General features: G+C 68.0%; 18 protein-coding genes, 1 pseudogene and 2 riboswitches. Of the genes and pseudogenes, 16 read left to right on the top strand and 3 right to left on the bottom strand.

The window, feature by feature from the left end; genetic code table 11:
• The first annotated feature begins 7 nt into the window (after positions 1-7).
• Positions 8-484 (top strand): MarR family transcriptional regulator, encoded by a 477-nt coding sequence (locus U5A89_RS17990; RefSeq protein WP_338162392.1) that lies wholly within the window; start codon positions 8-10, stop codon positions 482-484.
• A gap of 18 nt (positions 485-502) precedes the next feature.
• Here the strand turns inward: U5A89_RS17990 and U5A89_RS17985 are convergent, their stop codons facing one another.
• Positions 503-1210 (bottom strand): SDR family NAD(P)-dependent oxidoreductase, encoded by a 708-nt coding sequence (locus U5A89_RS17985; RefSeq protein ID WP_338162391.1) that lies wholly within the window; start codon positions 1208-1210, stop codon positions 503-505.
• A complete protein-coding gene (gene yaaA / locus U5A89_RS17980) occupies positions 1207-1959 on the bottom strand; it encodes a peroxide stress protein YaaA (RefSeq protein WP_338162390.1) in 753 nt (250 codons plus the stop codon). The genes U5A89_RS17985 and yaaA overlap by 4 nt, the downstream gene beginning before the upstream one ends.
• Positions 1960-2104: 145 nt before the next feature.
• Here yaaA and U5A89_RS17975 point away from each other — a divergent pair, with 145 nt between their 5' ends.
• The 9 genes and pseudogenes from U5A89_RS17975 (at position 2105) to cobJ (ending at position 13701) form a co-directional block, all read left to right on the top strand.
• A complete protein-coding gene (locus U5A89_RS17975; protein WP_338162389.1) occupies positions 2105-3058 on the top strand; it encodes an alpha/beta fold hydrolase in 954 nt (317 codons plus the stop codon).
• 2 nt (positions 3059-3060) lie between these two features.
• Entirely contained in the window at positions 3061-4116 is a 1056-nt protein-coding gene (locus U5A89_RS17970) for an amidohydrolase family protein (protein WP_338163101.1), read from the top strand.
• Positions 4117-4199: 83 nt separating this feature from the next.
• Positions 4200-4435: riboswitch (cobalamin riboswitch) on the top strand.
• A 173-nt stretch (positions 4436-4608) separates the two neighbouring features.
• Positions 4609-5652 carry a HoxN/HupN/NixA family nickel/cobalt transporter gene (locus U5A89_RS17965; RefSeq protein ID WP_338162388.1) on the top strand — a complete coding sequence of 348 codons (1044 nt, stop codon included), beginning with the start codon at positions 4609-4611 and terminating at the stop codon, positions 5650-5652.
• A 70-nt stretch (positions 5653-5722) separates the two neighbouring features.
• A riboswitch (cobalamin riboswitch) is annotated at positions 5723-5952 on the top strand.
• Positions 5953-6129: 177 nt separating this feature from the next.
• On the top strand, positions 6130-7167 hold the full coding sequence (gene cobW, locus U5A89_RS17960; protein WP_338162387.1) for a cobalamin biosynthesis protein CobW: 1038 nt from the start codon (positions 6130-6132) through the stop codon (positions 7165-7167).
• A gap of 9 nt (positions 7168-7176) precedes the next feature.
• Positions 7177-10454: pseudogene (gene cobN, locus U5A89_RS17955) on the top strand (cobaltochelatase subunit CobN).
• Positions 10451-11470: a cobalamin biosynthesis protein CobG gene (locus U5A89_RS17950; protein ID WP_338162386.1), complete on the top strand. Its 1020-nt coding sequence runs from the start codon at positions 10451-10453 to the stop codon at positions 11468-11470. Before cobN ends, U5A89_RS17950 begins: the two are co-directional and overlap by 4 nt.
• A gap of 109 nt (positions 11471-11579) precedes the next feature.
• Positions 11580-12209, top strand: coding sequence for a precorrin-8X methylmutase (locus U5A89_RS17945; protein WP_338162385.1), 630 nt, complete (start codon positions 11580-11582; stop codon positions 12207-12209).
• A complete protein-coding gene (cobI, locus tag U5A89_RS17940) occupies positions 12206-12943 on the top strand; it encodes a precorrin-2 C(20)-methyltransferase (protein ID WP_338162384.1) in 738 nt (245 codons plus the stop codon). The genes U5A89_RS17945 and cobI overlap by 4 nt, the downstream gene beginning before the upstream one ends.
• The gene (gene cobJ / locus U5A89_RS17935) at positions 12940-13701 is read left to right on the top strand and encodes a precorrin-3B C(17)-methyltransferase (protein ID WP_338162383.1); all 762 of its coding nucleotides are present in this window, start codon (positions 12940-12942) and stop codon (positions 13699-13701) included. The genes cobI and cobJ overlap by 4 nt, the downstream gene beginning before the upstream one ends.
• On the opposite strand, the gene U5A89_RS17930 is transcribed toward cobJ, so the two are convergent.
• Complete coding sequence (locus U5A89_RS17930; RefSeq protein ID WP_338162382.1) at positions 13665-14426, bottom strand: cobalt-precorrin-6A reductase; 762 nt, start codon at positions 14424-14426, stop codon at positions 13665-13667. The genes cobJ and U5A89_RS17930 overlap by 37 nt on opposite strands.
• Between U5A89_RS17930 and cbiE the strand changes: the two genes are divergently transcribed.
• From cbiE to cobO, 6 genes are read left to right on the top strand one after another with little or no spacing between them, the layout of a single operon-like run.
• The gene (gene cbiE / locus U5A89_RS17925; RefSeq protein ID WP_338162381.1) at positions 14425-15633 is read left to right on the top strand and encodes a precorrin-6y C5,15-methyltransferase (decarboxylating) subunit CbiE; all 1209 of its coding nucleotides are present in this window, start codon (positions 14425-14427) and stop codon (positions 15631-15633) included. The two genes, U5A89_RS17930 and cbiE, sit on opposite strands and share 2 nt — an antisense overlap.
• Positions 15630-16007: a cobalamin biosynthesis protein gene (locus U5A89_RS17920; protein ID WP_338163100.1), complete on the top strand. Its 378-nt coding sequence runs from the start codon at positions 15630-15632 to the stop codon at positions 16005-16007. Before cbiE ends, U5A89_RS17920 begins: the two co-directional genes overlap by 4 nt.
• A complete protein-coding gene (gene cobM / locus U5A89_RS17915; protein WP_338162380.1) occupies positions 16004-16789 on the top strand; it encodes a precorrin-4 C(11)-methyltransferase in 786 nt (261 codons plus the stop codon). Before U5A89_RS17920 ends, cobM begins: the two co-directional genes overlap by 4 nt.
• Complete coding sequence (locus U5A89_RS17910) at positions 16786-18093, top strand: cobyrinic acid a,c-diamide synthase CobB (RefSeq protein WP_338162379.1); 1308 nt, start codon at positions 16786-16788, stop codon at positions 18091-18093. The genes cobM and U5A89_RS17910 overlap by 4 nt, the downstream gene beginning before the upstream one ends.
• A complete protein-coding gene (gene cobF / locus U5A89_RS17905; RefSeq protein WP_338162378.1) occupies positions 18090-18857 on the top strand; it encodes a precorrin-6A synthase (deacetylating) in 768 nt (255 codons plus the stop codon). Before U5A89_RS17910 ends, cobF begins: the two co-directional genes overlap by 4 nt.
• Positions 18847-19467: a cob(I)yrinic acid a,c-diamide adenosyltransferase gene (cobO, locus tag U5A89_RS17900; RefSeq protein ID WP_338162377.1), complete on the top strand. Its 621-nt coding sequence runs from the start codon at positions 18847-18849 to the stop codon at positions 19465-19467. The genes cobF and cobO overlap by 11 nt, the downstream gene beginning before the upstream one ends.
• Positions 19468-19478 lie beyond the last annotated feature (11 nt).

Raw genomic sequence — 19478 nt, 5'->3', positions numbered from 1 at the left:
TGACCGCATGGCTTCGCGCGACCGCAGCAGACAGGACTCATCGGCCCCGGACCTATCCGGATCGTCGCTGCTGGCCTTGGCGCGGCAGACGCAGCAGGCGCGCGCCAATTGCTCGCAGCATTTCCCCAAACATGTGTTTCGCGATTCCGCCTGGGACATCATGCTGGAACTGTTCATCGTGGCGGAGGAGGGCGGATCGCTCTGCGTCAAGGATACCATGGCAATTTCCGGCGAGAGCGCGACCGGGACGCTCCGTCGGATCGAAAGCCTGGAGGCGGCGCAGCTGGTCGTCCGGCGCTACGATCCGCGCGATCATCGGCGTATGCTGGTGGAACTGAGCAAAAGGGGCCGGGAGGCGATGATATCCTTCCTCCACCATCTGTTCGAAATCGGCGAGGCGGCATCGCAAGCGCCGATCAAGCCGGTGTCCTTCGTCCCCCTCGCACCGCGTCGGCCCAACGGCGGATTGGCCGATCCTAAATAAAGAAAACAGTCACAGGGGTTAGAAGGGCACTTCCTGCCCTTCGAAATCGAAATGCTTGCCGCTGTCGGGCACCTTCAAGGCCTCGATCACGTCCAGCAATTGCAACGCGGCGCGTTCCGTATCGAACAGGCGGCCGGCCGGGACATTGCCCTGGAACGGGCGCGACAGCGCGGTGTCGACCGTGCCGGGATGCAAGGTGACGACGATCGCGCGGTCGTTGCGACGGCGCTCCTCGATCGCGAGGTTGCGCACCAGCATGTTCAGTGCTGCCTTCGATGCGCGATAGCCATGCCATCCACCCAGCCGGTTGTCGCCAATCGACCCGACCCGCGCTGACAGCGCGGCGAACACCGTTCGGGTCGCTTTGGGCATGATCGGCAGGAAATGCTTGGCAATGAGGACGGGGCCGATCGCATTGACGGCATAGACCTGCGCCAGCCAGTCCGGGTCCAGATCGGGCAGCGCCTTTTCGGGACCATGGCCTGGCGCGTGGAGCAGCCCGGTCGCGACGATCACCAGCGTCGGCGGCGGCCCATTGGCGACCTGCGCGGCAGCGGCAGCGATGCTGCCCTCGTCCAGCAAGTCGATATGCTGCGCCCCGGTGCGCGACCGGGCGAAGCCATGCACGACATCGAACGCGCCTTCCTCGATCAGCGCGGCTTCGAACGCCCCGCCGATCCCGCCCGACGCGCCGATGACGACGGCGGATGTCCCCTTGCCGCTCATGAGCGGGTGAAACGCCAGCGATCGGCGTCGCTTTCGTCGGCATCGAACCGATAGCCGTCGCTGTCGAAGCCGCGCATCGCGTCCGCATCCGTGATATGATGCTCGCACAGCCAGCGGGCCATCATGCCGCGGGCGCGCTTGGCGTTGAAGCTGACGAAGCGCGGACCATCGGGACCGGGTTCGCGAAACTCGACATCGATGATGCGCACGCCCGCCAACCGTCCTTCGACCGCCGCATAATATTCCTGGCTCGCCAGGTTAAGGATCACGCCTGACCCTTCCTCTTCCAATTGCGACCGCAGCAGCGCCGCGATCCGGTCGCTCCACCAGTCGGTCAGCTTCTTGTGCCGCGGCGCCCAGCGCGTTCCCATTTCCAGCCGATAGGGCCGTATCGTGTCGAGCGGGCGCAGCAAGCCGTAAAGCCCGGACAGCATTCGCACATGATCCTGCGCAAATTCAATGCCCGCTTCGTCCAGCGTATCGGCTTCAAAGCCGGTATAGACGTCACCGGCAAAGGCGAACAGCGCCTGCCGCTCCGGCAGGTCGGCAAAGTCGCGAAAACGGTCGGCATTCAGCTTCGCCAGACGCGGCGAGATATGCATCAACTCCGCCAGCCGCTTTTGCGACAGGTTCGCCGCCGACCTAGCGAGGCTGCTGGCCTCCGCCGCGAAATGCGGCGTCGTCGCGGCAAGGGGCGGCAGGGCGCGTTCGAAATCGAGCGTCTTGGCGGGGGACAGGAGAGCGATCATGCCCGCTCCGTAGCGAGCGCGGGGACGGGCGTCTATGCCGGGTCGCTATGCCAACCGCTGTCCGATGATCGGACAGATGCGCCAGCCGCCCTCGCGCCCTGCTGCCGGTGAAGGAGGATGACGTTTCGGATTGGGGAGACGCAGGATGGCGATGCATAAGTGGAAATGGCCTTTGGCGCTTATGGGCTTGCTGGCATCGCCTGCGGTCCTGGCGCAGCCATTGCCGTCCGACGCAGCGCTTAGGGAACGCTACGCCCTACCGGCCTCGCAGCTCGTCGAGATCGACGGCGAGCCGATCCATTATGTCGATGAAGGCAGGGGGCCGACGATCCTGCTGCTGCACGGCTCCTTCGGCAGCCTGCGACAGTGGAACCAATGGGCCAAAGTCTTGAAGACGCACTATCGCGTCGTCCGCTTCGACCTGCCGCCCGCTGGCCTGTCCGGCCCGTCACCCACGGCGGACTATACGCTGGAGCGCAAGATCGCGATCATCGACGCGCTGCGCGAGCGGCTGCATCTCGGCCGGTTCCTGCTGGTGTCGACGTCCAGTTCCGGTATCGTTGGCGCGGCCTATGCTGCGCAGCATAACGACCGGCTCACCGGCCTCATCTACAGCAATGCCCCGGTGGGCAAATTCGTGATGGATAGCGCCAGCTTCCCCGACGCGCTGAAACAGGCCGTCGCGGAGGACGCGACGCACAAGGGCTATCACAAAGAGGAATATTGGCGGCAGATCATCCTCCATAATGTGGAGGACAAGAGCAAGGTCACGCCGAATCTGGTGCGCGAATGGACCGACCTCAACAACCGTTATCTGCTGATGCCGCCCATGTCCGCCGCCTCCCGCGCGGCATCGCATGAACGCACGCCCGACGACCTGCCCAAGATCAGCGTGCCGACCCTGTTCCTGTGGGGCGCGCAGGATCATGAAGCCAGCGTGGACCGCGATGCGCAGCGCGGCATGGCGCTGCTGGGCACCAAGGACAAGCAACTCGTCGTCATCCCCCATTGCGGCCACATGCTGGCGATCGATTGCGGCGATCGCGCGCTCGAAGGCGCAATGTCCTTCATCCGCCGCGTGGCAAAGCGGCCGCGGTGACGATGCGCCTGGATCGCCGCGCCCTGTTGGCAGGCCTTGCCATGAGCGCCATGGCGGGGCGGGCATCGGCGGCTGGCGCAGCACAAGAAGTCGCGATCGATCCTGACAGGATCATCATCGACCCGCATCACCACATCCGCGACTATCGCGATCCGCAACCCGGCCGGGAACGCTATGTTGTGGCCGATTTCCTGTCGGACATCGCCACAAGCGGCCATCGGGTGGTCCAGTCGGTGTTCGTGGAATGCGGACTTATGTATCTGCCCGACGGAACGGCCGAACGCCGATCGCTGGGCGAAACCGCTTATGTTTACCGCATGGCGCAACAGGTCGCAGCGCAGCATCCAACGCCATGCGCGATCGCGGCGGGGATCGTCGGCAAGGTCGATCTTCGGATCGGCGCGCAAGCCGACGATCTGCTGCGCGCCCATATCGAGGCGGGCGGCGGACGGCTCAAGGGGATACGCAATTCCATCGCCTGGGACGCCTATGCGCCGCTTGCCGCCATGGGACTGAACAAGGATCTGCTGTCCGACCCGGCCTTTCTCGAAGGGTTCAAGGCGCTCGAACCGCTCGGCCTCAGCTTCGACATCTGGCTCTTCCATCCGCAAATTCCTGCGCTGACGGCGCTGGCCCGCCGCTTTCCCGGCACGCGGATCATCCTCAACCATTGCGGCAATCCCCTGGGCATCGGTCCCTATGCCGGGCAGCAGGCGCAAGTGCGGGCCGATTGGGACAAGGCGATGACTGCGCTGGCGACCTGTCCCAACGTCTTCATGAAACTCGGCGGACTTGGCCCCTTCGGTCCCAAGCCGTCAGACAGCCCGAACGGCCATGGATCGCTCGCGCTGGCCGCCCAATGGCGCCCCTTTGTCGAACGCTGCATAGAGTTGTTTGGCGCAGAGCGATGCATGTTCGAAAGCAACTGGCCCGCCAATGCAGGCGTCGCCACCTATGGCGTGACCTGGAACGCCTTCAAGCGGATCGTGCAGGGCGCGTCGGCCAGCGAAAAGGACCGCCTGTTCCGCCGGACGGCGCAGACCGCCTACCGGCTTTGAAGCGCGGCATGGTCGCCCCAACGGGCTTGGCACGGCCCGCCCATTCTCCTATGCATCCACCCGGACGATGACCCATGTTGGCGTCCGACTGATCGCGCCGGTGCCTTCGAAAGAGGCTTAATCGGGAATGCGGTGCGGCGGGGCGACCCGCCAAATCCGCGGCTGTCCCTGCAACTGTAAGCGGATAGCGCGATGCACATCGCTCCTTCTTTTGGAGGAGCAGCCACTGGGCCGGACGCTAAATCCTGCGAGGCCTGGGAAGGCGTGCATCAAGCTGTGACCCGCGAGCCAGGAGACCTGCCGGCGTCTGGTCGCTCTTGCCCTGGCCCAGGGGATGGCCGTGGCACGGTAACTCCGTCTGAGCGACGAACGAGCGGCTGGGGCCGCATCGGATACGTGCGTCGGTCGCCCTTGGCATCCGGCCGCCGCGCGTGGCCGACCGTTCGCAAACGGCACGCCCCCGCCCTGTCGCACAATGCCGGGGGACGAACGATGACAGAGACTATATCCGTAAGACGACCGCTCAAGAGGCGGATCACCTGGCTGCTCGGCGCGCTTGTCGCCGCCAATGTCGCGGCCTGGACCTGGGCACTGACGCTCTTCCATGACCAGCCGCTGATGCTCGGCACGGCGCTGCTCGCCTGGGGGCTGGGGCTGCGCCACGCGGTCGATGCCGATCATATCGCGGCGATCGACAATGTGACGCGCAAGCTGATGCAGGACGGTCAGCGCCCCATCACCGTCGGCTTCTGGTTCGCGATCGGCCATTCGGGCATCATCACCATCGCCGCCATCGCGATCGCCCTGACGGCCAGCGCCCTGTCGCAGTTCGACGCGTTCAAGCAGGTCGGCGGCGTGGTCGCGACCGGCATATCGGCCTTGTTCCTGTTCACGATCGCGGCGATGAACCTCATCATCCTGCAATCGGTGTGGAAGACCTTCGCCCATGTCCGCGCGGGCGGCACTTATGTCGAGGAGGATCTGGACCTGCTGCTCGGCAATCGCGGGCTATTGGCGCGCCTGTTCCGCCCTGTGTTTCGGCTGATCAGCCGCAGCTGGCACATGGCCCCGCTCGGCTTCCTCTTCGGCCTTGGCTTCGACACCGCGACGGAGGTCGCCATCCTGGGTCTCTCCGCCAGCCAGGCCGCCGACGGCCTGTCAATCGGGACGGTGCTGGTGTTCCCGGCCCTGTTCGCGGCGGGCATGGCGCTCATCGATACGGTCGATGGCGTCGTGATGCTGGGCGCTTATGAATGGGCCTTCGTCAAGCCGATCCGCAAACTCTACTATAACATCACCATCACGCTCATCTCCGCGCTGGTCGCCATCGGCATCGGCGGGATAGAGGCGATGGCGCTGATCGGCGACAAGCTGGGCTTCACCGGCGCACCCTGGCGGATCGCGGCGGACCTGGGGGAGAATTTCAACAGCCTGGGCTTTGCCATCATCGGCCTGTTCATCGCATGCTGGATCGTCAGCTTCGCCATCTACCGCTGGAAACGCTTTGACGAGATCGAGGTGAGGGTCAGCGCCTGATGGCATGACATGGGTCATTGGCTTGGCCGATCCTTTGGTCTATGGCGGCGGCCGAAGGGTCGGCTTGCCGCCCCTTCATGATCGCGCCGGTGCCCCGCAAGGGGCTTAATCGGGAATGCGGTGCGGCGGGGCAACCCGCCAAATCCGCGGCTGTCCCTGCAACTGTAAGCGGATAGCGCGATGCACATGCCCTTTTCCTTGGGGCAGCCACTGGATACGCGCGCAAGCGCCAGGTCTGGGAAGGCGTGCATCAAGCTGTGACCCGCAAGCCAGGAGACCTGCCGGCGCTTGGTCGCTCTTGCCTTGGTCCAGGGGATGGTCATGGCACGGTAACTCTCCGTCTGAGCGACGAACTTGTGCGGCTGGGGCCGCATCGGTGCGTGGTAACGGACGCCTCGTCGCGCCCGCCCGTCGTCGCGCATCGACCGGCCATGCCGGTACGCCCCGCCTTTCGTCGTTCGGCGCGCGGGGATGTTCATGTCCGACCTCAGCAAGGTGCCCGTCACCATCATCACCGGCTTTCTGGGCGCGGGGAAAACCACGCTCATCAGCCATCTGATCCGCCATGCCGGCGGCCGCCGTCTGGCCATAGTGGTCAATGAATTCGGCACGCTGGGCGTGGATGGCGACATATTGCAATCCTGCGCCATTCCCGATTGTCCGGCCGAAAATATCGTCGAACTCGCCAATGGCTGCATCTGCTGCACCGTAGCCGACGACTTCATTCCCACCGTCGAAACGCTGCTCGCGCTCGACCCGCGGCCCGACCATATATTGATCGAGACGTCGGGACTGGCGCTGCCCAAGCCTCTGCTCAAGGCGTTCGACTGGCCCGCGATCCGCAGCCGCATCACCGTGGATGGCGTGCTCGCGCTGGCCGATGCCGAAGCGGTCGCTGCAGGCCGCTTCGCGCCCGATCTAGCCGCCATCGACGCGCAGCGTGCCGCCGATCCGGGTATCGACCATGAAACGCCTTTGTCCGAAGTGTTCGAGGATCAACTCGCCTGTGCCGACATGGTGCTGCTGACCAAGGGCGATCTGGCCGGACCGGAGGGCGTCGCCGCCGCCCGCGCGCTGATCGCGGCGGAGGCGCCACGCCCGGTCCCGGTGATCGAACTGATCGACGGCGTGATCGATCCGCGCCTGATCCTGGGGCTGGATGCCGCAGCGGAGGATGACATCGCCGCCCGCCCGTCCCACCATGATGGCGAGGACGATCATGAACATGACGACTTCGACAGCCTGACCATCGACCTGGGCGAGATCGCCGACCCCGCCGACCTCGTCGCCCGGATCGAGACGCTGGCCCGCGACCATCGCATCTTGCGGGTCAAGGGCTATGCCGCGGTGGCGGGCAAGCCGATGCGCCTGCTGGTGCAGGCGGTCGGCGCGCGGGTGCGCCATCATTATGACCGGCCATGGCGACCCGGCGAGGCGGGCGGCACTACGTTGGTCGTCATCGCCGAACGGGCCGACATCGATCCGGACGCCATTCGCGCGGTGCTGCTGGGCTGAGCCGCCGCCATGCACGTCATATTCCGCGAAACGCACGGGCTGGACGAAAGCGCCGTCCCGCAGGATCTGGGGCAGAGCGCCTCCGACCTTGTCGTCCTGTCCTTTTCAGACAGCGACCTCAGCGCCTTCGCGGCAGCGTGGCGTCAGGCGCGCGATGACGTGGCGGCGGTCGGCGGCGCGCCCCTGCCGTCCCTGCGGCTCGCCAATCTGGCCGCGCTCACCCATCCGCTATCGGTCGACACCTATGTCGAACGCACCCTGTCGCACGCCAAGGGGATAGTGATCCGCCTGATCGGCGGCACCCCCTATTGGAGCTACGGCCTGCAACAGGTCGAACTACTGGCGCGTACCAAAGGCATCGCGCTGGCGGTGCTGCCCGCCGACGGACGGGCCGACCCACGCCTCGACGCCATATCCACCATCCCGGCGCCCTTGTTGCGGCAGATGACCCGCTGCTGCGATATGGGCGGCGCGTCCGCTGCGCGCGGGGCGTTGGGGATGATCGCGATGGCGGCGGGCCTGGGCGACCGCTTCGGGACACAGGACGCGCCGCTGCCGATGATGGGCGGCTGGTGCCCCGAACAGGGCGTGGTCGATCCCGCAAGCATCGCGCGAAACCCCGATCGCCCCCTCGTCCTGATCCTCTTCTACCGCGCCTATCTGACCGCACATGACCTTGACCCCTTCGTCGGCCTCCACGCGGCGCTCGCGCGAAAAGGCTGCGATGCGCTGTCGCTCTTCGTGCCCTCGCTCAAAGCGCCCGATGCGCGCGATCAGGTCGCCCGGTGGATCGCCCAACTCGGCCCCGCTGCGATCATCAACGCCACCGCCTTTTCGGCGCGGGGGAAGCGGGCGATACCCCGCTTGATGGCGCAGGCGTGCCGGTTTTTCAAATCGCGCTCGCGACATCGCGGCGCGACGACTGGCAGGCGGCCCCGCGCGGCCTGTCTCCCGCCGATCTCGCCATGCATGTGGTGATGCCCGAAGTGGACGGACGGCTTTTCGCCGGGGTCGTCAGCTTCAAGGAAGCCAGCGCGCGCGACGCCGCGCTGGAATTTTCCCATGTCGTCCATCGCGGCGACCCCGCCCGGATCGCCGCGATCGTCGATCGCGTAGCGGCGTGGATCGCCCTGGCGCGCAAGCCCGCACAGGCGCGCCGCGTGGCACTCCTGCTGTCCACCTATCCGGGCAAAGCCTATCAGATGGCCCATGCCGTGGGACTGGACGCGCTCGCTTCGGCGGAGGCGATGCTGACCGACCTGTCCGACGCAGGCTACATATTGGGCGCAAACAGACCGCCCGTCACCGCATTGGATAAGGTTTGGCTGGACTGGCCGCTGGAGGCGTATCAAGCAGCGCTCGCGACCCTGCCGGACACGCTACGCGCCGACCTGGCGGAGGCGTGGGGGGAGCCGCAAGACGATCCGGCAGTGCAGGACGTTGTATTCCGGTTCCCGGCGATCGCGATGGGCCATATCCTCGTCGCGCTCCAGCCCGAACGGGGCCGGTCGGCGGATCGCGACGCCGACTATCATGATCTGTCCCGCTGCCCGCGCCATGCCTATGTCGCCTTCTACCTCTGGCTGCGCGCGCAGGGAATCGACGCGATCGTCCATATCGGTGCGCATGGCACGCTGGAATGGTTGCCGGGCAAGGCGGTGGCGCTGTCGGACACCTGCTGGCCCGAAGCGCTGATCGGTGCCACGCCGGTCATCTACCCCTTCATCGTCAACGATCCGGGCGAAGCCGCGCAGGCCAAGCGGCGCATCGCCGCCGTCACCATCGGCCACGTCCCGCCGCCATTGGTTCAGACGCAGAGCGGCGCGGGATTGCATGGGATCGAGGCGCTGCTGGACGAATTTTCCAACGCCGACGGGCTGGACCCGGCCCGCCGCGACCGACTGCGAGGCGCGATCCGCGATGAAGCGCGCGTGTTGGGGCTGGAGGCGGAACTGGGGCTGGACCGGGCGGTGTCGCTGGCCGAAGCGATCACGCGCATCGACCGCTTCGTGTGCGACATCAAGGAAAGCCAGTTCGGCGACGGGCTGCATATCTTCGGTCGCGGCGAACATGGCGCGGGCGAGCGGGCAGGGCTGCTCGCCGCGCTCGACGGACGACGCGTGGCGCCCGGTCCATCGGGTTCGCCCTATCGCGGGCGCGCCGATGTTCTGCCGACCGGGCGCAACCTCTACGCCATCGACCCGCGCGCCGTGCCGTCTCGCGCAGCCTATGCGCAGGGCGTGCGGCTGGCGGAGGAACTGGTGCGGCGGCATTTGCAGGATCAGGGCGATTATCCGCGCGGATTGGTGGTCGATCTATGGGGATCGGCGACGATGCGCACGGCGGGCGAGGAGTTCGCCATGGCGCTGCACCTGCTGGGGGCCAAGCCAGTGTGGGACATGGCGTCGGAGCGGGTGACGGGGATCGAGATATTGCCGCTGGCGATGCTCGACCGGCCGCGCATCGACGTGACGCTGCGCGTGTCGGGCCTATTCCGCGATGCCTTTCCGACGCTGCCGATCCTGTTCGGGCAGGCGGTGCGCGCGCTGTGCGGGCGGGACGAGCCGACCGACTGGAACCCCTTTGCGGGGCAGGATGTTGCGCCGCGCGTCTATGGTCCGCAACCCGGCGCCTATGGCCTTGGCATGGGCGATGCACGTGAGGTCTATAGCGACGAAGCGCGCCGCGCGGCGGGCGAGGCGTGGCTGGCGGCATCGGATCATGCGCTCGACGCGAACGAGGCGGTCCATGATCCCGATGGGCTGCGCCTGCGCGTCGCCTGGGCGGATGCCTTCGTGCATTTGCAGGACTTGCCCGAAACCGACCTGCTGCTGGCCGCCGACTATGCCGCGCATGAAGCGGGCTTTGCCGCCGCCAAGGCGCGGGTGGGAGGCATAGCGGCGCTCTATCATCTCGACAATCGCAATTCCGCCCGCCCGACCGCGCGCACCCTGACGGAGGAGATCGGCCGCGTCGTCCGCGCCCGTGCGGCGCATCCCGGCTGGGTCGCGGGAATGATGCGCCACGGCTTTCGCGGCGGGGCGGAACTGGCCGCGACGCTGGATCATCTGGGGGCGTTCGCGCATCTGTCGGGCACGGTGCCGTCGCATCTGTTCGACCTCTATCATGACGCGACGCTGGGGCAGCCGGACGTGCGCGCCTTTCTGGCGCAGGTCAATCCGCAGGCGTTGGCGGCGATGGAGGCACGCTTTGCCGCGCTCCATGCCGCCGGGCTGTGGACGACGCGGCGCAACTCTATCCTTGCCAGCCTGGGGGACGCATCATGAGCGGTGGCGTGGTCAAAGGCTGGTGCCCCGACGCCTGGCGTCCGATGATGGCGGGCGACGGGCTGCTGATGCGGGTGAAGCCACGCCTCGGTCGCCTGACGCGGGCGCAGGCGCTGGGGCTGGCGGATGCCGCAGCGGGCCATGGCAATGGCCAGATCGATGTGACCCGCCGCGCCAACCTGCAACTGCGCGGCGTGACGGATCATAGCTGGTCGCCGCTGATGGCGCACTTGCTGGCGCTGGACTTGGTAGATGGCGATGCGGCGCGCGAAACGGTGCGCAATATATTGGTGTCGCCGGTCTGGCATAAGGATGACGAGAGTTGCCGCATCGCCAGCGCGTTGCAGACGCGGATCGGCGAACTGCCGCCTAAGCTGCCGGGCAAGGTCGGCTTCGTCATCGACGCGGGCGCACAGCCGCTGCTTCTCGAGCAGCCTGGCGATTTTCGGATCGAACGCAGCGATCGCGGCACGCTGATGCTGCGCGCCGATGGCCGACCGACCGGCGTGGCTGTCGCGCAAGGTAAGGCCGTGGACGCGCTAATCGCGCTTGCCCGCTGGTTCGTGGACAGTGGTGGCGTGGCGGCCGGTCGCATGGCGCGGCATGATGCACCGCTGCCGGGTTGGGCGACGGGCTCGCTTCCGAAAGCCCCGGCGGGACAACTGCCCGTCGAGTGGGGCGTCGGGCGGCGCTATGGTCTGGCCTTCGGTCGTATCGACGCGGCGACGCTGGCCCGGCTCGCCGCGATGCTGCCCGAACACGCAGGCATCCGCATCACGCCATGGCGCACGCTGCTGCTGGAAGCGCCGGTCCACATCGCCGACGCAAGCCTGCTCACCGACCCGCACGATCCGCTACTGCGCGTCGACGCCTGTCCCGGCATGCCCTCCTGTCCGCAAGCCACGGTCGAGACACGCGATCTGGCAAGGCGGATCGCGCCGCATGTCGGGGAAGCCTGCATGTCTCGGGCTGCGCCAAGGGGTGCGCGCGGTCTGCCCCCGCCGCGCTCACCCTGACCGGGCGCGATGGCCGCTACGATCTCGCCCTCGACGCGTGCGCCGGTGCGCCGCCTCTGCATGCTGCGCTCGATTGCGCCGCAGTCCTCGCCCATGTCGGAGCCGCCTGATGCCCCATATCTATGAACGCAATGGCGCGGCCATCTATCGCCAATCCTTCGCGACGATCCGCGCCGAAGCCGATCTGGCGCGCTTTGCCGCCGATGAAGAGCCGGTGGCCGTGCGGATGATCCATGCGGCGGGGCTGGTTGCACTGGCGGCTGACATCCGTTTCTCCCCCGGCTTCGTCGCTGCCGCCCGCGCCGCGCTGGACGCGGGCGCGCCGTTGCTGTGCGACGCGCGGATGGTGTCGGAGGGGGTGACGCGCGCGCGCCTGCCCGCCGCCAATCCGATCGTCTGCACGCTCCATGACATACAAGTGCCGGACATGGCGCGGGCGATGGACAATACCCGCTCCGCCGCCGCGCTCGAACTGTGGCGGCCGCATCTGGCAGGCGCAGTGGTGGCGATCGGCAATGCGCCCACGGCGCTGTTCCATTTGCTCGACATGCTCGAAGACCCCGACTGCCCGCGCCCGGCGGCGATCATCGGCTGTCCGGTGGGGTTTGTGGGCGCGCGCGAGTCCAAGGATGCGCTATGGGCCGCGCAGCCCGTCCCCTGCTGCATCGTGGAAGGGCGGCTGGGCGGCAGCGCGATCACCGTCGCGGCGATCAATGCGCTGGCGAGCCGGGCCGAATGAGCAGCCTCCTGACTCCCGGCACCGTGCATGGCGTGGGCCTTGGCCCCGGCGCGCCGGACCTGCTGAGCGTCCGCGCCGACCGGCTGGTGCGCGGTGCGCGTCATGTCGCCTATTTCCGCAAGGCGGGGCGACCGGGACAGGCGCGGCGCATTGCCGACGGAATGCTGCGCGCCGATGCCGTAGAGATCGCGATGGAATATCCCGTCACGACCGAAATCCCGCTGTCCGATCCGGGCTATAACGCCTGCCTGTCCGCCTTCTATGCCGATTGCACCGCGCGCCTCTCCGCTCTGGCGCAGTCGGGCGAAGATGTTGTCGTCCTGTGCGAGGGCGATCCCTTTTTCTATGGCTCCTTCATGCATTTGCACAGCCGCCTGTCCGGCATCGTGCCGGTGGCGGTGGTGCCGGGGATCACCGGCATGGCGGGCGCATGGAACGCGACGGGCGTACCGATCACTTGGGGCGACGACGTGCTGACCATCGCCATGGCGACGCTGCCGGACGAGGAACTGGTGCGGCGCATCCGCGATACCGACGCACTGGTGGTGATGAAGATCGGCCGCAACCTGCCCAAGCTGCGCCGCGCGGTGGCAGCGGCGGGGCGGGAGGAGGCCGCCTGGCTGGTCGAACATGCCGCCATGCCCGGCCAGCGCGTGACCCGGCTGGCGGAGGCGCAGAGCGTGACGCCCTATTTCTCGATCCTGCTGATCCATGGCCAAGGGCGGCGGCCATGAGTGGATGGATCGCGATTGCGGGTCTGGGGCCGGGCGACGAGCGGCTTGTGACGCCCGAAGTCACCGCCGCCCTGGCGGAGGCGACGGACGTCGTGGGCTATATCCCCTATGTCGCGCGCATCGCGCCGCGCGAAGGGCTGACGCTGCATGCCAGCGACAATCGGGTGGAGCTGGAACGGGCGGTCCATGCGTTGGAGATGGCGGCGCAGGGGCGGCGGGTGGTCGTCGCTTCGTCGGGCGATCCGGGCGTGTTCGCGATGGCGGCGGCGCTGTTCGAGGCGCTGGAGGCAGGGCCGTCGCACTGGCGTGATCTGGACATTCGCGTGTTGCCGGGCATCACCGCGATGCTGGCCGCGAGCGCGCGGGCGGGTGCGCCGCTGGGCCATGATTTCTGCGCGATCAACCTGTCGGACAATCTCAAGCCCTGGGCGCTGATCGAAAAGCGGCTGCGGCTGGCGGTGGAGGCGGACTTCGCCATGGCCTTCTACAACCCCCGATCGCAGGCGCGGCCGGAAGGGTTCGCGGGCACGCTCGACCTGTTGCGCGGGCTGTGCGGCGACGATCGCCCGATCCTCTTCGCCCGCGCGGTATCGACACCGCAGGAGCATCTGCGCATCGTCACGCTCGGCGAGGCGACGCCCGACATGGCCGACATGCGCACTATGGTGATCTTGGGGTCGAGCCGCACGCGCCTGATCGCGCGCCCGGCGGGGCCGGTCCTCTATACGCCGCGATCCGCGCTGGACGGGGCGGCATGATCGAGCCAGCGCATGACATCTTCGGGCGCGTGGAGTTCCGTGCATGCGGGCAAAGCAGGGCGGTCGATCATCAGCACCGGCAGGCCCAGTTCGCGCGCGGCGATGATCTTGGCCTGTGCGCCGGTGCCGCCGGCATTTTTGGACACGACAAGGTCGATGCCGTGCGCCTGCATCAGGGCGCGATCGCCCGCGACGCCGAACGGCCCGCGATCGATGATCAGGCTGTGGTGCGGCAGCAACGGCGGCTTGGCAGGCGCATCGACGAAGCGCAGCAGATACTCATGCTGCGGCTGTGCGGCGAAGGCATCGACATGCATCCGCCCCAGCGCCAGCATGACGCGGCGCGGCGATCCGGCCAGCGCCGCGACCGCGCCTATGATGTCGGGCACATGCATCCAACGATCCCCGTCCTCCGCACGCCAGGCCGGGCGGGTCAGCGCGACATGGGCGACGCCACTCTGGCGCGCGGCCTCGACCGCATGGGCGCTCATCGTCGCTGCGAAGGGATGGGTGGCATCGACCAGATGGGTGATGCGATGATCGCGCAGATAGGCGACCAACCCGGCCACGCCACCGAAGCCGCCGACGCGCACCGGGATGGGCTGCGCCATCGGCCTGTCGGTGCGCCCGGCATAGCTGAGCGTGGCCGCCACACCGCGTTCGGCCAGCAATCGGGCCAGCGCGCTCGCTTGCGATGTGCCGCCCAGCAGCAGGATGTTGTGCATGGCTGACGCTGGTTCCCGGCCCTGGTTGACGATCGTCGGCATTGGCGAAGACGGGCTGGATGGCCTGTCCGCCGACAGCCGCGCGGCGCTGGCGCAGGCGGATCTGGTCATGGGATCGGCCCGCCACCTGTCCCTGCTCGGCCCGCTTAATGGCTCCGCGATCGAATGGCCAGTGCCCTTTGCCGACGGGATCGCGCCGTTGCTGGCGCAGCGCGGACGGCGGGTGGTGATGCTGGCGTCGGGCGACCCCTTCTGGTTCGGCGCGGGGACGAACGTGACGCGGCTGCTGACTTCGGACGAGTGGGTGGCGCATCCCGCGCCGTCCACCTTCACGCTGGCGGCGGCGCGATTGGGTTGGGCGCTTCAGGATGTCGCCTGTCTTGGCCTGCACGCCGCGCCATTGGAGCGCTTGCGTCCACATCTCGCCAAGGGCCGTCGCGTGCTGGCGCTGCTGCGGGATGGCGAGGCAGTTGGCGCGCTGGCTGGCTATCTGACCGGCCTCGGCTTCGGCGGGTCGGTCCTGCATGTGCTCGAAGCGCTGGGCGGCCCGCGCGAACGGCGGCGCGCCGTTATCGCGCGGGACTTCGACCTGACCGATGTCCAGCATCCCGTCGCGGTCGGGATCGACGTCGCGGGCGAGGGCGATGCGCTGCCGTCCACCAGCGGCCTGTCCGACGACCTGTTCGATCATGACGGCCAAATCACCAAGCGCCCGATCCGCGCGCTGACCCTGTCCGCCCTCACGCCGCGTCCGGGCGAAATGCTGTGGGACATCGGCGCAGGATCGGGATCGATCGCGATCGAATGGCTGCTGGCGCATCGCGCCAACCGGGCCTGCGCGATCGAGGCCGATCCGGATCGCGCCGCCCGCGCGCAACGCAATGCCGCCGCGCTGGGCGTGGACCGGATTGATGTGCGGATCGGACGCGCGCCCGAGGCCTTGCCCGATGGCCCTGCGCCCGATGCGGTGTTCATCGGAGGTGGCCTCTGCGACGAACTGCTGCACCAGCTTTGCCAGCGCCTGCCAGCAGACACGCGGCTGGTCGCCAATGCCGTGACGCTCGAATCCGAAGCCCTGCTCACCCACTGGCACGGCGCGCGCGGCGGTAGCCTGCTCCGTATCGCACTGGCCGACTGCGCGCCGCTGGGCGACCGGCGCGGATGGCGATCGCGCTTTCCGGTGGTGCAATGGAGCGTCACGCTGTGATTGTCGCGGGCTTTGGCTTTCGCAGCGGCGTGAGCGTCGATGCCCTTCATGCCGCGTTTGACAAGGCGCGCCACGGGCAACCCGCCGTTACGCACCTCGCCGCGCCGCATGACAAGATCGCCGCGCTCACTCCGCTGGCCCAAGCGCTGGGCTTGCCCCTCTGTGCCATCGCCCCCGCCGCCATGGCGGCCGCCCCAACGCACACCCGCTCCACCGCCAGCTTGAAGGCGCGGGGCGTCGGCAGTGTGGCGGAGGCCTGCGCGCTGGCCGCCGCCACGCTGCCGGGCTGCCCGCCGCCACGCCTGCTCGTGCCTCGCCAGATGTCGCCCGATCGCATGGCGACCTGCGCCATCGCCCAAGGATACCCCCAATGACCGTCCATTTCATCGGCGCCGGGCCCGGCGCACCTGACCTTCTAACCCTGCGCGGGCGCGACCTGATCGCCGCCAGCCCGGTCTGCCTCTATGCCGGATCGCTGATCCCCGCCGAACTGCTGGGCCACTGCCCACCGGGCGCGCGGATCGTCAACACAGCGCCGATGGATCTGGACGCGATCATGGCAGAAATCGCCACCGCCGATGCGGCGGGGCAGGATGTCGCGCGGCTCCATTCGGGCGACCTGTCGGTCTGGTCGGCGATGGGCGAGCAGCTGCGCCGCCTGCGCGCGATGGCGATCCCCTTCACCGTCACGCCGGGCGTCCCCGCCTTCGCCGCCGCCGCCGCCGCGCTGGAAGCGGAACTGACGCTGCCCGGTCTCACCCAGTCGGTCGTGCTGACCCGCACGCCGGGCCGCGCCAGCGCCATGCCGCCCGCCGAAAGCCTGACCCACTTTGCGCAGACGCAGGCGACACTGGCCATTCATCTGTCGATCCACAATCTGGCGCAGCTGGTGGCGGACCTGTCGCCCGCCTATGGCGCGGATTGCCCTGTAGCGGTCATATGGCGCGCCAGTTGGCCGGACGAGCGCATCGTCCGCGCCACGCTCGCGACGGTCGAGGCGGCGGTGGCGGGCAGCATGGAACGCACCGCGCTCATATTGGTGGGCCAGGTGCTGGGCGCGCAGGATTTCGTCGAAAGCAGCCTCTACGCGCCGGGCTATGACCGTCGCTTTCGCCCCCAAGACGCTACGTCGCGCTTCGCGGAGCCGGGCGCATGACTACGCCGGGCCTGATGATCGCCGCGCCCGCATCCGGCACCGGCAAGACCACCGTGATGCTGGGGCTGTTGCGCGCGCTGACGCAGGATGGCGTGGCGGTGCAACCGTATAAGAGCGGGCCGGACTATATCGACCCGGCCTTTCACTGCGCCGCGAGTGGCCGCGCCTCCTTCAACCTCGACAGCTGGGCGATGGACGGCGGCCTGATCGACGCCATCGCCCGCGAAGCGGCGGACGCGGACCTGGTGATCGCCGAAGGCTCGATGGGCCTCTATGACGGCGTGGCGAGCCGGGGCGCGACCGGCCATGGCGCGAGCGCGGACATCGCGCGCCGCATGGGCTGGCCGGTCATCCTGGTGATCGACGTGTCGGGGCAGGCACAGTCCGCCGCCGCCACCGCGTTGGGCTTTCGGCAACTCGACCCGGACGTGCCCTTCGCAGGCGTCATCCTGAACCGCGTCGCCAGCCCGCGCCATGAGCGGCTGGTGCGACGCGGGCTGGAGGGCGTCGGCATCCCGGTGCTGGGCGCGCTGCCCCGGCGCGGCGACATGGTGCTGCCCGAACGGCATCTGGGGCTGGTGCAGGCGATCGAGCATCCCGACCTTGACCGGACGATCGCCGACTATGCGACCTTCCTGCGCACCCATGCCGATCTACCCGCCATCCGCAGCGCGGCGGCAGGCGGCAGTGGCGGTTCGGCAGGCCGCCTGCCACCGCCGCCTGCCCAACGGATCGCCATCGCGCGCGACGCCGCCTTTTCCTTCCTCTACCCCCATCTGCTGGAAGGGTGGGCGCGGGCCGGGGCGCAGATATTCCCTTTCTCGCCACTGGCCGACGAAGCGCCCGCCCCCGACGCCGATCTGGTTTGGCTGCCCGGCGGCTATCCCGAACTGCACGCGGGCACGATCGCCCAAGCGCACGGCTTCATGGCAGGCCTGCGCCGCCATGCGCAGTCTCGCCCCGTCCACGGCGAGTGCGGCGGCTATATGGTGCTGGGCGAAGCGCTGATCGACAAGGCAGGGCGACATCATGCGATGGCGGGCCTGCTGGGTCTGGTCACCAGCCATGCGCAGCGGCGCATGCATCTGGGCTATCGCCATGCGCAATTGCTGGCGCCGATCGCTGGGCTGGACGCGGGCACGCAGCTGCGCGGCCACGAATTTCACTACTCAACCATCGTGAGCCAGACCGACGCGCCGCTCGCCCATGTCACCGATGCGGATGGCGCGCCGGTGGCGGAAACCGGCTCCCATCGCGGTCCCATTACCGGCAGCTTTTTCCACATAATCGCGCCCGCATCATGATCGATCTTGCGCTCATCGGCATCGGCACCGGCAACTCCGATCATCTGACCGCGCAGGCGGCGCAGGCGATGAACCGCGCCGACCTCATCCTGCTGCCGCGCAAGGGCGACGCCAAATCCGACCTGATCGACCTACGCCGCACAATCTGCGCACAGATGCTGACCGCGCCGGTGAGGATCGAGGAGTTCGACCTGCCGGTGCGCGACGCAGGCGACGCCGATTATCTGGGCGGGGTGCAGGACTGGCACGATGCCATCGCGGCGACATGGCAGGCGCAGATCGCCGCGCATCTGCCGGACGGGGGCAAGCTGGCGATGCTCGTCTGGGGCGATCCCTCGCTCTATGACAGCAGCCTTCGCATCATCGACCGGCTGGCGGACGCAGGGATAGACGTCGCCGTGCGTGTCATCCCCGGCATCACCAGCATACAGGCGCTGACCGCCGCCCACGCCATCCCGCTCAACCGGCTGGGCGGACCAGTCACGATCACGACGGGCCGGATGCTGCGCGCCCACGGATGGCCGCCCGGCGCCGATACGGTCGTCGTCATGCTCGACGGCGGCTGCGCCTTCGACACGCTGCCGCCCGATCGCGTCACCATCTGGTGGGGCGCCTATCTCGGCATGGCGCACGAAGCGCTGATCCACGGCCCGCTGGCCGAAGTCGCCCCCCGCATCGCGGCGGAACGCGCGGCCCTGCGCGCGCAGCATGGCTGGATCATGGACGTCTATCTCATGCGAAAGGACCAACAAGATGCTGCCTGAGACCAGCCCGAGCGCCCAAGACGCACGCCACGCCGAAAAAATGCGCAAGAAACAGGCCGCGCAGGCGAAGATCATGGCCAACAAGACGCAGGAAAAAGGCCTGCTGATCGTCCACACCGGCAAGGGCAAGGGCAAGACCAGCGCGGCGCTTGGCATGGTCGTCCGCGCGATCGGCCATGGCATGAAGGTCGGCGTGGTCCAGTTCGTCAAGGGCGCGATGGCGACCGGCGAAAAGACCGTGTTCGACGCCTTCCCAAATAACGTCGCGTTCAAGCCTATGGGCGAGGGCTTCACCTGGGACACGCAGGATCGCACGCGCGACATCGCGGCGGCGCGCGCGGCGTGGGACGAGGTGCGGCGGATGATCGCCGATCCATCCTATCATATGGTGCTGGCCGACGAACTGAACATCGTCCTGCGCTACGACTATCTGCCGCTGGACGAGGTGCTGGCGGTGCTGACCGCGCGCGATCCGATGAAGCATGTGATCGTCACGGGCCGCAACGCGCCTGACGCGCTGATCGATGCGGCAGATCTCGTCACCGACATGACGATGGTCAAGCATCCCTTCCGATCCGGCGTGAAAGCGCAGGCGGGGATCGAATTTTGACCGCCCTTAAT

Origin of the sequence: Sphingobium sp. HWE2-09, assembly GCF_035989265.1 — a bacterium.
GTDB lineage: Bacteria > Pseudomonadota > Alphaproteobacteria > Sphingomonadales > Sphingomonadaceae > Sphingobium.
The sequence above is the reverse complement of the archived record's forward strand: the minus strand, read 5'-3'. Positions and strand labels throughout refer to the sequence as shown.